Origin of the sequence: Paenibacillus woosongensis (assembly GCF_030122845.1) — a bacterium.
Lineage (GTDB): Bacteria > Bacillota > Bacilli > Paenibacillales > Paenibacillaceae > Fontibacillus > Fontibacillus woosongensis_A.
Genome location: NZ_CP126084.1, coordinates 3286662 through 3301355, shown reverse-complemented (window position 1 = coordinate 3301355; position 14694 = coordinate 3286662). Strand labels below are relative to the sequence as shown.

General features: G+C 51.0%; 8 protein-coding genes. 7 read left to right on the top strand and 1 reads right to left on the bottom strand.

The annotated features are described in order from the left end of the window. Window positions 1–18 precede the first annotated feature (18 nt). Window positions 19–735 (bottom strand): Crp/Fnr family transcriptional regulator, encoded by a 717-nt coding sequence (locus QNH46_RS15210; RefSeq protein ID WP_155610235.1) that lies wholly within the window; start codon window positions 733–735, stop codon window positions 19–21. A gap of 433 nt (window positions 736–1168) precedes the next feature. On the opposite strand from QNH46_RS15210, the gene adhE reads away from it, so the two are divergent. The 7 genes from adhE to QNH46_RS15175 all read left to right on the top strand — a co-directional run bounded on the left by adhE (window position 1169) and on the right by QNH46_RS15175 (window position 14568). Then, window positions 1169–3784, top strand: a complete 2616-nt coding sequence (gene adhE, locus QNH46_RS15205) for a bifunctional acetaldehyde-CoA/alcohol dehydrogenase (protein ID WP_283925049.1) — start codon at window positions 1169–1171, stop codon at window positions 3782–3784. 285 nt (window positions 3785–4069) lie between these two features. Then, complete coding sequence (gene pflB / locus QNH46_RS15200; RefSeq protein WP_283925048.1) at window positions 4070–6331, top strand: formate C-acetyltransferase; 2262 nt, start codon at window positions 4070–4072, stop codon at window positions 6329–6331. Window positions 6332–6389: 58 nt separating this feature from the next. Further along, window positions 6390–7133, top strand: coding sequence for a pyruvate formate-lyase-activating protein (gene pflA / locus QNH46_RS15195; RefSeq protein ID WP_283925047.1), 744 nt, complete (start codon window positions 6390–6392; stop codon window positions 7131–7133). A 166-nt stretch (window positions 7134–7299) separates the two neighbouring features. Further along, window positions 7300–8673 carry an extracellular solute-binding protein gene (locus tag QNH46_RS15190; protein ID WP_283925046.1) on the top strand — a complete coding sequence of 458 codons (1374 nt, stop codon included), beginning with the start codon at window positions 7300–7302 and terminating at the stop codon, window positions 8671–8673. Between the two features lie 27 nt (window positions 8674–8700). Beyond that, window positions 8701–10512, top strand: coding sequence for a cache domain-containing sensor histidine kinase (locus tag QNH46_RS15185; RefSeq protein ID WP_283925045.1), 1812 nt, complete (start codon window positions 8701–8703; stop codon window positions 10510–10512). Between the two features lie 31 nt (window positions 10513–10543). Then, on the top strand, window positions 10544–12172 hold the full coding sequence (nagZ, locus tag QNH46_RS15180) for a beta-N-acetylhexosaminidase (RefSeq protein WP_430691834.1): 1629 nt from the start codon (window positions 10544–10546) through the stop codon (window positions 12170–12172). Window positions 12173–12360: 188 nt separating this feature from the next. Then, window positions 12361–14568 carry a stalk domain-containing protein gene (locus QNH46_RS15175; protein WP_283925043.1) on the top strand — a complete coding sequence of 736 codons (2208 nt, stop codon included), beginning with the start codon at window positions 12361–12363 and terminating at the stop codon, window positions 14566–14568. Window positions 14569–14694: the final 126 nt, after the last annotated feature.

The window sequence follows — 14694 nt, the reverse complement described above, 5'->3', positions numbered from 1 at the left end:
CCTTGCGTCTTACCATCATTAAATCCGGCATATTTCGTTGGGGCATAGCTCACAGTGGCAAATGTCCTGCAGCATGACAAGGTCTTTAATAAGGATCATGCCGTTCACATATTCCAGCGCATCCTTCTTGCGCAAATCGCTGAGCATCCGGTTGACGCTTTCGCGGGTTGCACCGATCATGTTGGACAGATCCGTATGCGTAATTTTCTTGTTAATCAGAATATTGTCGCCTTGCTTCTCGCCATAGGTATTGCTGAGACGGATCAGGGTGGAGCAAAGCGCTCCCGGCTTGCCGTACATCATCAAGTCGCGGAACTTGGTCTGCGTCAGACGGTGATGGATGCCCATCCATTTCATGAAGTCAATGGCAAAGTCGCAATGCTGGCAGATCATGATTTCGAGATCTTTTTGTTCAATAATGCCGATTTCACTGTCCTCGATGACTTCGGCGGTAAAGCTGTGCTTCGAGCTGAAGAAGGGATCGGCCTGGCCAACCATGTCTCCGCGCCCGTACATATATAGAATAAGCTCCTTGCCTTCGTCCGTGGATTTGGTCAATTTAATGCGCCCTCGCTTAACGAAGAACAGCTTGTCGGAGAAGTCTCCTTCCCAGAACAGATGCGTTCCTTCCGGATACGTCTTGTCTTTCATGGTTACGAGAAGCCGGTTGAAGTTTTGCTCCGTAAAGCAGCTCGTATTCCCACGGGGCGGGGTTGCCGTTGCGAATTGAGTCATTTTTAAATCCCCCTCATGCTCCAAATTTTTCTGAAAATTTTAAATTAATTTAAATTAATTATATACCGAACTTCAAGCTTTGGGGCGGCTTGCAAGGCCTCAAAAGTGTCTAAATTCTAACATTGTGACTATTTTCACTACCTAATCGTCTAAAAACTCATTGCAGAACAGGGCGGTCTATGAAATTAAATTCATGAACCATCGTTGAAAGTACGGAATGAAAAACAAACTATAAAGATGAAAATTTTCATTTCTTTAAAGATTGTGAAAACATTCACTATACAAACCCAAAATCCTGTGTTATGATTGAGGTAACAAAAGAGAAGCTAAAGCTTCCGATGGATAAGCCAGAAAGTGAAAATATTCACAATAGGCAACGCACCCTAGAGAGACTTCCCTGGTTGGTCCATATGAAATTAGGAGGATGAGAGAAATGGCCGTAAAGAACAATGTGACCACAAAGCAGCAGCCTACCGCAGAGGATTACATCCAATCCCTGATCGACAAAGCGAAAAAGGCGACCGAAGCGTTTATGGAATTGAATCAAGAGCAAATTGACAAGATCGTTCAGGCGATGGCGCTTGCCGGCCTCGACAAGCACATGTATTTAGCGAAGATGGCTGTAGAGGAAACTGGCCGCGGAGTATATGAAGACAAGATCATCAAGAATATGTTCGCGACAGAGTACATCCACAACAGCATCAAGTACGACAAGACAGTTGGCGTCATCGAGGATAACCCTTACGACAGCTTCCAGAAAATCGCCGAGCCAGTTGGCATTATTATGGGGATTACCCCAGTGACCAACCCGACATCCACGACGATTTTCAAAGCGATGATCGCGATCAAGACCCGCAACCCGATCATCTTCGGCTTTCATCCATCTGCACAGCGCTGCAGCGCAGAAGCCGCGAAAATTTTGCTGGAAGCTGCGGTCAAACATGGCGCGCCAGCGGACTGTATCCAATGGATCGAGGATCCGTCCATGGACCGTACGAATGCATTGATGAATCATCCTGACGTAGCCTGCATTCTGGCTACCGGCGGCTCCGCGATGGTTAAAGCGGCGTACAGCTGCGGCAAACCGGCGCTGGGCGTTGGTCCTGGCAACGTACCTTGCTTCATTGAGAAAAGCGCTGATCTGGATCAAGCGGTCAACGACCTTATTTTATCCAAGACCTTTGACAACGGCATGATTTGTGCTTCCGAGCAAGCGGTCATTATCGAAGAACCGATCTTCGACCAAGTGAAGAAAAAAATGATTGCGAACGGCTGCTATTTCGTTAACAAAGAGGAAGCTGCCAAATTAACGGCCGGCGCGATCATTGCGGATAAATGCGCAGTGAACCCGACGATTGTGGGTCAGCCTGCTACGAAGATCGCCGAACTGTGCGGCATTGAAGTGCCTGCGGGAACAAAAATCCTGGTAGCCGAAATCGAAGGCGTAGGCCCTAAATTCCCGTTGTCTGCCGAGAAATTGAGCCCCGTGCTCGCCTGCTACAAAGTGAAAACAGCGGAGCAAGGCATCGATCGTGCGCTGGAAGTTGTGCAATTTGGAGGCATGGGGCACTCGTCGGTTATCCATTCGAACAATGAAGACATCATTCAAAAATTTTCAGACCGCATGCCGACCTGCCGGATTCTGGTCAACCAGCCGTCTTCGCAAGGCGGGATCGGGGACATCTATAATACGAACCTGCCGTCGCTTACGCTGGGCTGCGGATCTTACGGACGCAACTCGACTTCGTCGAACGTTACGGCTGTTAATTTGATCAATGTGAAAAGGGTGAATCGTCGTACCGTGAATATGCAGTGGTTCAAGGTTCCAAGCAAAATCTATTTCGAGAAAAATTCGACGCAATATCTAGCCAAAATGCCGGACATCAGCCGGGTGCTGATCGTAACCGACCCGATGATGGTCAAACTCGGATATGTAGAAAGAGTCGAGCATTATTTGCGTCAGCGCCAAACTCCAGTTGCAATCGAAGTGTTCTCGGATGTTGAGCCGGATCCATCGACAACGACGGTGGAACGGGGAACCGAGCTGATGGCTAAATTCCAGCCGGACTGCATCATCGCACTCGGCGGCGGTTCGCCGATGGACGCTGCAAAAGGAATGTGGCTGTTCTATGAATATCCGGATACCGACTTCCATAACCTGAAGCAAAAATTCATGGATATCCGCAAACGGATCTACAAATACCCGCGTCTCGGTCAAAAAGCCAAATTCGTAGCGATTCCTACAACTTCGGGTACAGGTTCGGAAGTGACTTCGTTCGCAGTTATTACGGATAAAATCAACGGCAATACGAAATATCCGCTTGCCGATTACGAGCTGACGCCAGACGTGGCAATTATCGATCCTGAATTCGTATACAGCCTGCCGAAAGTGGCTGTAGCCGACACGGGCATGGACGTTCTGACGCATGCGATTGAAGCTTACGTATCGGTCATGGCGAATGATTATACGGACGGTCTTGCTATCAAAGCCATCCAGCTCGTATTCCAGTACCTGGAGCAATCGGCGTTGACCGGCGACAAGCTGGCGCGCGAGAAAATGCATAATGCTTCGACGCTGGCAGGTATGGCCTTTGCCAATGCGTTCCTGGGAATCAACCACAGCCTGGCGCATAAATGGGGCGGTCAATACCATACCGCACATGGCCGTACCAACGCGATTCTGATGCCGCACGTGATTCGCTACAACGCGAAAAAGCCTACGAAATTCGCAGCATGGCCTAAATACAAACACTTTGTGGCTGACGAGCGCTATGCGGAAATCGCCCGCATCCTGGGACTGCCTGCTCGTACGACGGAAGAAGGCGTCAAGAGCCTCATCAACGCGATCCGCGAGCTGAACAAGAAGCTTGGCATTCCGGCGAGCTTCCAGGAGCTAGGCTTCGATGCGAAGGACTTCGAAGCGCGCGTGGATTACTTGGCTGACCGTGCTTTCGAGGACCAATGTACGACGGCGAATCCGAAGCTGCCGCTGGTCAGCGAGCTTGCGGAAGTATACCGCGACGCATTCTACGGACGCTTTGAGGAGTAAAATCCGGGCTGCCTAAAATTTAAATAATTAGAATATAAGGCGTTCAATAAATAGTGACAAATATCACTCGAAACGTGATATTTGTCACAATCCTTTTGTCCAATCTGGTATATCATAGCAGTATAAAGATCCCTCATACGTTGATGAGTTGAATGGATTCGTATAAATGGTAAAAATGGGCTTATCAGTGTCTGAATTGTGAAAATTATCACAAATTTTAGGGATCCAAGGGTGCGGGATGTAGCCTTCAACCCCGCATACACTATATAAATGGAGGGAATACAGATGTCGGTGATTGAAAAAGAAGTACAAGAAGTACAGTCCGCATGGAGAGGTTTTAAAAAAGGGAAATGGATGAAGGAAGTCAATGTTCGCGATTTTATCGACCATAACATTGCCCCTTATCACGGTGACGAAGCTTTCTTGGCAGGACCTACGGACAACACGGTGGCCCTGTGGGATATCGTTTCCGATCTAACCAAGAAAGAGCGGGAAGCTGGAGGGGTGCTCGATGTTGACGTGAACACGCCATCTACGATTGTATCTCATGCTCCAGGCTATTTGGATAAGGAGAAGGAACAAATCGTCGGCGTGCAGGGCAGCGCACCGTTCCAACGTACGATCCATCCATTCGGCGGCATTAACATGGTTTTCAATTCCTGCAAAGCTTATGGATTTGATTTGCCGGAAAGCATTATTGAAATGTTTACGACGATTCGCAAGACGCATAACCAAGGCGTTTTCGATGCATATACTACGGAGATGAGAGCGGCCCGCAAAGCTGGTATTATTACAGGTCTGCCTGATGCTTACGGACGCGGCCGGATCATTGGCGACTATCGCCGGGTGGCCCTTTATGGCGTAGACTTCCTGATCAAACAAAAACAAAATGAACTGAAAGGTCTTGAAGTCGATGTGATCGACGAGGATGTCATCCGGCTGCGTGAAGAGCTGTCCGAGCAAATCCGCGCACTTGGCGAATTGAAACAGCTGGGTGAAATGCACGGCTTCGATATTTCCAGACCTGCGACGACCGCAAAAGAAGCATTCCAATGGCTCTATTTCGCATATCTGGCTGCTGTTAAGGAGCAGGACGGCGCGGCGATGTCCCTTGGACGCGTATCTTCCTTCCTCGATGTCTACATCGAGCGTGACCTTGCCGAAGGCACAATTACAGAAGTTGAAGCACAAGAGCTGGTAGACCATTTCGTCATGAAGCTGCGCATTGTGAAATTCCTCCGTACGCCGGAATACAATGAGCTGTTCAGCGGAGACCCTACTTGGGTAACCGAATCGATCGGCGGGATGACGGTACAAGGTGCTACCCGCGTAACCAAGAACAGCTTCCGTTTTCTGCATACGCTGTATAACCTGGGACCTGCGCCTGAGCCTAACCTGACCGTGCTCTGGTCTGAGCAATTGCCGGAGGCGTTCAAGAAATACTGCGCCAAAGTATCCATCGAGACAAGCTCGATTCAATATGAAAACGATGATTTGATGCGTCCGATCTATGGCGACGACTACGGTATCGCTTGCTGCGTATCCGCGATGGAAATCGGGAAACAAATGCAATTCTTCGGCGCTCGCGCGAATCTGGCCAAAGCGCTGCTGTATGCGATCAACGGCGGTAAGGACGAGAAATCCGGTGCTCAGGTTGCTCCTGAATTCCCGGCCATCACATCCGAATATCTCGATTACGATGAAGTGATGAAACGCTTCAAGCCGATGATGGAATGGCTTGCTAAATTGTATGTAAATACATTGAATGTCATTCACTATATGCACGATAAATACTGCTACGAGCGGATAGAAATGGCCTTGCATGACCGCGACATTCTCCGCACGATGGCTTGCGGTATCGCCGGCCTGTCCGTAGCGGCCGATTCGCTCAGTGCTATCAAATACGCGAAAGTCAAACCGATCCGCAACGAAAACGGCATCGCCGTAGACTTTGAAATCGAAGGCGACTTCCCTTGCTACGGCAACAACGACGATAAGGTTGACCAAATTGCCGTTGAACTCGTTGAGAGCTTCATGGAGATGATTCGCAAGCACAAAACATATCGTAACGCAATGCCGACGCAATCTGTTTTGACGATTACCTCCAACGTGGTATATGGTAAGAAGACGGGAACAACGCCAGATGGTCGTAAAGCAGGCGAACCGTTCGCGCCAGGGGCTAACCCGATGCACGGCCGCGATAAGAAGGGTGCGCTGGCATCCCTGAGCTCTGTCGCCAAGCTGCCTTACGAGCACAGCCTTGACGGTATTTCCAACACATTCTCGATCGTGCCAAAAGCGCTCGGCAAAGAACCGGAAATCCGCAAGAACAACCTGGTTGCCATGATGGACGGCTACTTCGGCAGCAAAGCCCATCACCTGAACGTCAACGTCTTTGACCGCGAACAATTGATGGATGCGATGGAGCACCCTGAGAATTATCCGCAGCTGACGATTCGCGTATCCGGCTATGCCGTTAACTTCATCAAGCTGACTCGCGAACAGCAGCTCGATGTCATCAACCGCACCTTCCATGGTTCGATGTAATACAGATAGGGGGATGGAATGCAATACATGCAGCCAATTACAGAAAGGGTGACGAAACATGCTTAAAGGTCGCATACATTCATTGGAGACATTCGGAACGGTCGATGGCCCGGGCATTCGCTTCGTCCTCTTCATGCAGGGCTGCTTGCTGAAATGTCAATATTGCCACAATCCCGATACATGGAGCCTGACGGACGGTAAAGAAATGACCCTGGAAGAGGTGCTTGCTGAAATTGAGCCGTACCTCAACTACTATCGGACGTCAGGCGGCGGGTTGACGGTCTCCGGTGGAGAAGCTACGCTGCAGGCGCCATTCGTAACGGAATTATTCCGTGAAGTGAAGAAGCGCTGGAATCTGCATACGACGCTCGATACGAACGGTTATAATGAAGGCCCGAAAATTATCGAGCTATTGGATGTCACCGATCTGGTCATGCTTGACTTGAAGCATATTGACAACGAGAAGCATATCAAGCTGACCGGCAAGCCGAACGAACGCATGCTGAACATGGCGAAATGGCTGTCTAAGGAAGGCCGCAGCATGTGGATCAGATACGTGCTTGTTCCAGGCCTGACCGATGATGAACAGGATTTGCTGGATCTCGGACGCTTTATCGGTGAACTGAACGCCGTAGAGAAATTTGAAATACTTCCGTATCATCAGATGGGCATATACAAGTGGCAGGAGCTAGGCTGGAGTTATCCATTGGAGGGCGTGCCTTCACCGACGGAGGCAGAGGTTCAGCGGGCATACGAGCTGATTGAAGAAGGAAAAAAGCAGACGCTATCCGCGATTTCATAACATCATATGGCTAGAAACGGGTCGTCCCGATTGGCAGATCGCTGATCAGGACGGCTCTTTTTTCGTTTAATCCTCCCCCTGTTGCAGAGAATTATTCCCTTACGAAAGGCAGCTGCCCAGACTATAATAGAGATAGCTTCATCTAAAATAGGGGGCTTTGCATTCAATGAGAAATCGTTCCATATTATGCCTTGTTCTGCCCTTCATCGCAGCGGCCATGCTTGCATCCGGATGCGATAAGGGGAACGAGGACGCCAGCCCGGCAGGGGCGAATGGATCCTCCATACGAGGGCAGGAAGAAGTTCATGCCGAGCCTTTTGAAGTAACGATTCGACATACGCAGGTGGGGGAGTCCAAGAAATTTCGGCTGGCGATTCTGAAAGATGTCGTTCGGCAGACCGAAGCGGATATTCCCGGTTTGAAAATCCGGCTGGACGCGGTCGATTCCGAGGTGAACCGCAAGGAGAAGCTGCGCGGCGAGATGGCGGCCGGCAAGCCGCCGGACATCTTCGACGTATTTGGCAGCCCGGATTCCGGGATCTATGCACGGGAAGGGCTGATGCTCGATTTGACCCCGATTTTGGATGAGCTGGGGCTCAAACATAAAATCAGGGGTCTTGAGCCGTATACGCATGACGGAAAAGTTTACGGTTTGCCGGCCGGAGCGTCAATCGAAGGTTTTTTTTATAATAAGGCTTATTTCGAAGAGAAGGGGCTTCATGTGCCCAGGACGCTTGACGAGCTGGAGCAGCTGGCCGAATTCATTAAGGCGGACGGCAAAATTCCGTTTGCCCAGTCCTCCAAGGAAGCCTGGGTTCCGCTAATGACGACGAACAATTTATGGTCTTATTTCGCCGGACCCGAGATTACATACGGCTTCAGGTCAGGCACTGCCAAGTGGACCGACCCGGATGTCGTACGGGCCTTCGAGAAGCATAGGGAATGGGTCGACAAAGGATATTACATGCCTGGCGAGCTGGCCGCGGAATATACCGATATGAGAAATCAAATCATTAGCGGCGAAGCGATCATGATGATGGACGGATCTTGGGCGAACTCTGTTTTCAGAGATCCTGAGCAGGCGGGTGATTTCATCGGCAAAATCGGTTACTTCAACATGCCGCCGGAAGCGGAGGGTGACCCTTACATCGTCATGAACGACTTTAACAACGGGTATGGTTTTTCAAGCTCGATGGCGGACGATCCGCGAAAATTGCTGACGGTGAAGCGGTTCATCGTGAATTTTTGGACGGAGGAAATGCAGCTGCGGGGGCTGAAGGAGGACGGTGTGCTTCCTGCTCTAGTCATCGATGCCGAACGTCTTGCGGATACGGTGAGCGATCCCTTGCTGCAGGACATTTTTAACGGCGTAGAGCAAATTGATATTTCCTATCCCGCCTATGACGCGCTTGTCCAGACGCCGGTCAATGAGGCACTGGGGCTCGGATTCCAGCAAGTGCTCAGCGGGGCGGCGGTGCCGGGAGCGATGCTCGAAGCGCTGCAGCGGACGCAGCAGGCAGCGAACACGGAGCTTCCGTAAGGACTAATTTCCACTAGGAGACAACCTATGAACTTGAGGATCAAATTGTTGACGGCTTTTCTCGGCCTCGTGATCGTGCCGCTATTCATTCTTGGCGTCGTCACGTTTTTCGTCACCTTTCAATCGATCGAGACAAAACACAGCCAGCAGGCTGAATATTCGCTCAAGGCCATCAGCTACAGCATCAAAAAAGTGTTTCAAGAGATGGACAATGTGACGGATAACGGGATCTCCAACGAAATATTCAAAATGGCGCTCATGGCCGAGGATCCCGAATCCCAGAACCTGGTCAGCCAAATTCAATTGAACGAGAACCAGAAAAACTTTCGCTCCCTGCTATATAACCACCCTGCCATCGATTACGCTTTTCTGTACAGTGAGCGGGGATACGGCGAAACCTCGAACGTGGTGACTTTGTTTAACAAGGAGAGCTTCCAGACTCTGCCGTATGAGAAGTTTAAGCTGCATCCCCTGTATGAAGAAGTGAAGGCGCTCAAGGGCCAGTCGAAGTGGATTGCACCTTATGAGTATCCCGAGCTGACGGGTTCTGAAAACGTATTCACGCAAATCCGGCTGATCAAGGATAAAAATACGATGAAGCCGCTCGGCATTTTGGCGGTGCAGATCAAGAACTGGGAGTTTGAGCGGATTTTCCAAAATTTGAAGCTGGGCAGCGAAATGAAGGATACCCGTTTTATGCTCGTTAATGACGACGGTCTTGTCTTATACGATCACCAGTCCGAGTTTGACGGCGAGCACATCCAGGAGCATATTAACAAGGCGTTTCTTCCGAATGATACCTATCAGAGCTTCAAGGGAAAGTTCAACGGGCAGGAAAGTATCATTTCTATTTACAATTTGCAAGGTTATCCCTGGAGCCTGGTATCTGTAACCTCTTGGAGCTATTTGTCGCAGGAGGTTACGACCTTTGCCAAATGGTTTATCGCCATCCTGCTGACCTGCTTGATCACAGCGACGCTGTTCAACGTGCTGTTTATGAACCGGATTACCGGCCATATCGGCAAAATCGTCCGGTTTATGCGCAAGGTCGAGGCGGGGGATTTACAGGCCAGAGTGGAAGAGAAGGGCGATGACGAGCTCTTTTTGCTGCAAAAGGGCTTTAACAATCAAATGAACAAAATCAATGAGCTGTTCGAACAGGTCAAGACGGAGCAGGAGCAGAAGGCCAACGCGGAGCTGCGGGTGCTGCAGGCGCAAATCAAGCCTCATTTTCTCTTTAACACGCTGGAGTCGATCAACGTTCTGGCCATTCAGAACGAAGGGCGGAAGGTGAGCGAAATGGTGCTGCGCCTGGCCAGCATTTTGCGGATCAGCATTCAGGAGAAGGAAGAGATCAAGCTTAGTCTCGAAATCGAGCATCTGTACAGCTATTTGGAAATCCAAAAGATCAGGTTCGACGACTTGTTCGATTATACCATCGATATCCCGGAGGAAATGATGCCGTACCGGCTGCTCAAATTAACGCTTCAGCCGCTCGTGGAGAACAGCATTCAGCACGGCTTCGACGGCATTGAATATCCGGGGCATATTACGATTACAGGATTCCTGGAGGAAGACCGGATGATTCTGCGGATCGAAGACAACGGGATCGGCATGACCGGGGAGCAGCTATCCTCCATCCAGTATGCGGAGCTAGGGCAAGTCCAGTACGATGCGTTGAAGCCTTATCCAAGTCCGGAGAGACAGGGACTGGGACTGCGCAGTGTTCATGACCGGCTGCGTTTGCAGTATGGCCGCAGATTCGGATTGTTCATTTGCTCGGCTCCCGGACAAGGCACGATGATTCAATGCGTCATTCCCAAGCATGGTTTTATTTAATAGTCGATTATATGAAAGCAGGTGTAGAAGATTGGAACTGTCAAATCTAACGTTAGAGCAAAAAATCGGGCAAATGTTTATTTGCGGTTTTCCCGGAACTGCGGCAGATGAAGGAATCAAAGGGCTGATCGCGGAGCATCACTTGGGCGGTATCATTTACTTCCGCCGGAACATCGAAAGCGTGGAACAGCTGTCCAGGCTGTCCCGGGAATTGCAGCAGCTGCCCCGCAGCACACCGGAAATTCCCCTGTTTATCTCCATGGATCAGGAAGGCGGGATGGTGGCGAGGCTGGATCATGACGGCGTAAGCCGAATTCAGGGCAGTATGGCGCTCGGAGCCGCAAACGATCCGGCGCTGACGGAAAAGGCCGCTACGCTGGCAGCCAAGGAATTAACCGCCCTGGGCATCAACCTGAACTTTGCGCCGTGCGTTGATGTCAATAACAATCCGGCTAATCCGGTGATCGGCGTCCGCTCGTTCGGCGAGGACCCGCTGCAGGTAGCCGAACATGGCGCGGCAGCGATCCGGGGATACCAAAATCAGGGGGTCAGCGCTACGGCGAAGCATTTTCCGGGGCATGGCGATACAGCCGTTGATTCGCATCATGGTTTGGCCAGCGTGCCGCACAGCAAGGAGCGGTTGTACCGGGTTGAGCTACCGCCGTTTCGCAAAGCGATTGAGAGCGGCGTGGACATGATTATGACGGCGCATGTCATATTTCCGGCCTTCGAGCCGGACGGAATTCCGGCAACGCTGTCCCGCCGCGTACTTACCGGCTTGCTGCGCACCGAGCTAGGATTCGAAGGCGTCATCATCACGGATTGCCTGGAGATGCATGCGATATCCAAAAGCTGCGGCATTGCCGAGGGCGCCGTACGGGCCATCGAGGCCGGAGCGGACATCGTCCTGGTCAGCCATACGCTGGAGGAGCAGGTGCGAGCGATCCAAACGGTGCTCGCCGCTGTACAAAGCGGACGATTAAGCGAGGAACAAATCGATGAATCCGTGAGGCGTATTCTGTCCTTGAAGCAGAAGCGCATCGGCGTTGTACAAGAGAGCTCGCCGCCGGAGCCCTGCAGCCGCCCGCTGACGCCCAAGGAGGAGAGCGAACCGCTGCTGCGGCAGATCGCAGAGCGCAGTGTGACGCTCGTAAGTGATGCAAGCCGCAATTTGCCTCTAGACGGAGCGGAGCCTGTACTCGTCATCTGGCCGGAGCTGCGCCGACGGACTGAGGTGGATGAACCAGCTGTGCATCGTTACACGCTGGCCGATGCGATCGCTCCTTATGCGGAGCAAGTGACACTGGTTACCGTAGGCACCTTTCCCGACAGCGGCGAAATTCGGGGTGCGATAGAACAGAGCAGGAATTTCAGGCAGATTATCGTGCTTACTTACACCGCGGAAGGAGAGGTCTCCGAAGGGCAAATTTCCTTAATTCAGGGATTGAATGAAATTCATGGTTCTAGTATTATAGTTGTATCTACGCGGAATCCATATGATATCAATTTTTTTCCTGAAATTGGAACCTATTTGTGCCTATACGAGAACCGGCAATATGCGCTTGACGCGCTTGCCAAAGTGCTGTTCGGGCAGCTTCGCCCGCAGGGCAAGCTTCCGGTAGGCCTCAACCCTCAGTTCCCGATAGGACACGGCCTGTAACCCTGGAGCATCATTTTAATATGGAACTAATTACCTACTAAACCGGTATAAGTCCGTATTACATGACGGATTTTACCGGTTTTTGCGTGTCCGTGCGATAGGAGCAGCAACTTTTCCTATAAAACCGCGTTAAATAATAAGTGTACAAGTGACAGTATTATTCAAATGGGAGTAGAAGGAGTCAAGCAATGAATTTGAAAAAAATGGTCCTCACCACCGTATCCATAGCTTCATTTGTGACCATGGTTCTACCTGCCAGTGCGGCAGAGACCGTACATGGAAGTATTCTAAGCACGGAGGATATTAAGGCAGAACAAAACAGCATCGCAACCGAATGGCAGGATGCTCAGACGAACATAACCGATCAGGAAAACCCGGAGGCTGAGGGAACCGGCTCAGGCAGCAAGGAAGAATTCCCTGCGGCAAATGGTACGGCTCAGCCGCCGGAAACCAAGTCGGCACCAGTTAACCAGCAGACCCGCCTTGTCGCCGCGGGGACGGCGAATACGGCAGCAGATTCCGGGGTCAGCCAGCTGGTTTTGATGATGAATAGCAACAAGATGTATCAGAACGGCAAGCAATACTTGGCACCGCATCCGATGACCGTCAAGGACGGAGTTTCCTACATCTCTATCCGGGCGATCGTCGAGCGGACGGGCTTGAAATTATCCTTCGACAATAAAACTAAAGAGACGATCATCCGGCGGGGCGGCGACGAGCTGCGCTTCAAGCTGAACAGCAAGACCTATAAAGTGAACGGTGCCGTCAAGCCAATGAAAGGGCCCTCATATTCTTCTAACGGCGTATTTTTGGTTCCGTTAACCTCTATTACGCAAGCGCTTGGCATCCCCTATACGGTCAACCAGCAGGAGAAGAAGGTCATTCTCAACCTGTCGACGAAGCCGGTCGCCTCTTTCAGCATCGGCAACCCGGAAATTTTCGCAGGCGAGACTTTGGTGCAGTATATCCCTAGCGCATATTCCCCGAAAGGACTGCCGATTGTGGAGGAGCAGTGGGAAGGGCGCGAGGAAGTCTTTATGTATCCGGGCAGATACGTGGTCAGTTACCGTGTCAAGGATTCCAGCGGACAATGGAGCGATACGTTTTGGCTAACCGTGACGGTGAACAAGCCGCATACGCCTCCGGTCGCTGATTTTACTACGAATAAGGATACCTATAGGATCGGGGAATTCATTTCCTACACGGATTATAGTACGGACGAGGATAATGCGATCGTATCGCGCGAATGGCTCAACAATGAAATGGCTTTCTTCACACCAGGGCCGAAGACGATCCGCTTGACTGTAAGGAATAAGTACGGGCTGTCCTCGACGGTCGAGAAGACGATTACGATAACGGACGAGATATTGTATACGAGGGACGAATTCTACAAGATTTACACCCCAGTCGGCAGCAAATACTCGTTTGACGGTACCAAGATTCCCACTTGGGCTAAGGTTCCTTACCAATATGATACGGAGCCCGTAACGCTGATTCGCAGCAACAGCCCGGAGACGGTCTATTCCGAAGGCATCCTCTACCGGGAATCGGCGATCGGAAATACGAGATTCATGCTGCATCATGTAAATGCAACGAGGAAAAACGTCAAGATGTACGTCGTAGCCACAAATCGTGGCTCGGAAACCGCGCGCTTAACCCAGACGGGCTTAGGGATGGGCGGACCTACGAAATACGCGACGGCATCCGGCAAAATGTCGGTTCAGCGCTATTTTGAATCGATGCAGTTCGGCAATAAGTTTAAGGACGTCTGGCTGTCCCCTGGACAAAGCAAAGTTATTTTTACAGAACTCAGCTCCAGCGTAATGAGACAGGGAGATGTTGTATCCCTGTTTGCCGACTTATACAGCGATCAGACGATTCAGTATCACGTCATCATGCTTTCGACGACTAGAGATCCTATTAATGCCCTGCAGAATTTGTCCGTACTGCCTATGGATAACCACAATCGGGGAACATACTTCGATGCGACCAGAAACATCCGTTACGGCGATCTTCTGGGTCTTACGCCTGCCCGTCTGATGATCGGAGACAACTCGCAGGACCCTTATCTCGTCGGCAGGGACGGTGCGACAGGGAGTTACCAAATGAACGCGGGCAACTTCGGCGTACTGTACCGGATCAAGCTCTACCGGGTCGCTCCGCGGACGCTGATCACGTTTAATCCCCGGGGCGGGCAATACGATGGGGTGATTATGGTGAATGGCCGGATCGTCCAGCTTCCTGATACGAGCGGTTTGAAGGCCCCCCACGAGGCGGCCGTGCTGTACCGGACCGGAGACCAAGAGGAGACGGTGGAAATGCTGTTCACTGCCGCACCGGGCAGCAGCTTGTCCGTTAATCTGTTGTTCCAGCCTTTACCTGAAATCAAGCACTAATCATTTCATATATCCTGTACCGTTCAGGGCAGGCCGGACCAAGCAAGGTCGGGCCTGCTTTTTTGTTGCTGTATGGAGAGATTAGTAGTGGAGAGCTGGGCGGGCCTTCATTGACGCTGCTGTTTT